The sequence below is a fragment of the Microbacterium sp. LB12 genome, from assembly GCF_037150835.1.
GTDB lineage: Bacteria > Actinomycetota > Actinomycetes > Actinomycetales > Microbacteriaceae > Microbacterium.
Map to the genome: position 1 here is coordinate 1 of NZ_JBBCPF010000034.1, position 1,302 is coordinate 1,302.

Annotated in this window: 1 protein-coding gene; it reads right to left on the reverse strand. The window is 63.1% G+C overall.

Annotated features, from left to right (window positions below):
* Positions 1-32: 32 nt before the first annotated feature.
* Positions 33-1,231 (reverse strand): IS3 family transposase gene (locus WFM69_RS19245; protein WP_442928466.1). Its coding sequence is split into 2 segments (ribosomal slippage): positions 33-959 and positions 962-1,231, totalling 1,197 coding nucleotides; the frame shifts between segments, so codons are not numbered across the junction.
* Positions 1,232-1,302: the final 71 nt, after the last annotated feature.

Below are 1,302 nucleotides of genomic sequence, written 5' to 3' on the forward strand. Positions count from 1 at the left end.
GGGAATGCTGAGCCTTTGGTTGACTCGTTTCCTTATGCCGCCAGACAGGCGGGGTCTTTCATGATGGTCTCGAACTCGACGGGGGTCAATCTTCCGAGCCGTCGTTGACGTCGTCGTCGGTGGTAGTGGGCTTCGATCCAGTACACGATCGCGAGGCGGAGGTCTTCGCGGGTGGCCCAGGAGTGCTGGTTCAGCACGTTCTTCTGCAGCAAGCTGAACCAGTTCTCCATCGCAGCATTATCCGCGCACGCGCCCACTCTTCCCATCGATCCGCGAAGCTTGTGGCGACGCAGCGTGCGCCGGAATCGTCGGCTTCGAAATTGACTGCCTCGGTCCGAATGCACGATCACCCCGACCGGGTTCCCGCGGCGTCCGACGGCGTCCTCAAGCGCGGCGACGGCCAGTCGCGCCTTCATCCGGTCGCTGATCGAATAGCCCACAATGCGGTTGCTGAACGCGTCCTTGACCGCGCAGAGATACACCTTGCCCTCACCGGTTCGGTGTTCGGTGATGTCCGTCAGCCACAACCGGTTCGGAGCATCCGCGGTGAACTCCCGATTCACAAGGTCATCGTGCACGGCAGGACCTGGCCGGCGATGCTTCCTCCGGCCCTTGCGGCGGTGCGCGGCCGAGAACATGCCTTCCTGCGAACACACCCGCCAGACGCGGCGTTCCGACACGTCCCAGCCGTTATCGATGAGCTCGTCCGCGATGAGCCGGTATCCCTGGCAGCGGTCCTCGTCCCACACGTCACGAGCGGCGTTGATCAGATGCGCCTCGTCCCAGTCGCGATCGCTGAGTGGCTTACGCAGCCACTGATAATACGCCTGCTTCGAGAAGCCAAGGACCCTGCACGCCACCGCGACCGACACCCCGGAACGGGTGCCGGCCGCGGCCAGTTCGCGGACGAGCGGGAACACTATTTTGGGGACGCGGATCCGATCCGAAGATTCGCCTGCGACAGATACGCCGCAGCCTTCCGGAGGATCTCGTTCTCCATCTCCAACTCGCGGATCCGCTTCAGCATCTTCGCCTGTTCACGCTGCCCGGCTATGTCGCCCGACGCTGCGGGCGCGATCCCGCGACCGGCGAGCTCGGCGTTGCGCACCCACGCTTGCAACGCGGATTTCGAGATCCCCATATCCGCGCAGACCTGCTTCTGCGACATTCCCTGCGTGAGGACCAGAGCGACCGCGTCGCGCTTGAACTCCTCTGAAAACTTCACCGGCATGACTTCATCCTTCCTGCCCCGATCACTCAGATCAAAGCAGTCCCAGAGTCAACTGAAGCTTCAGCATTCCC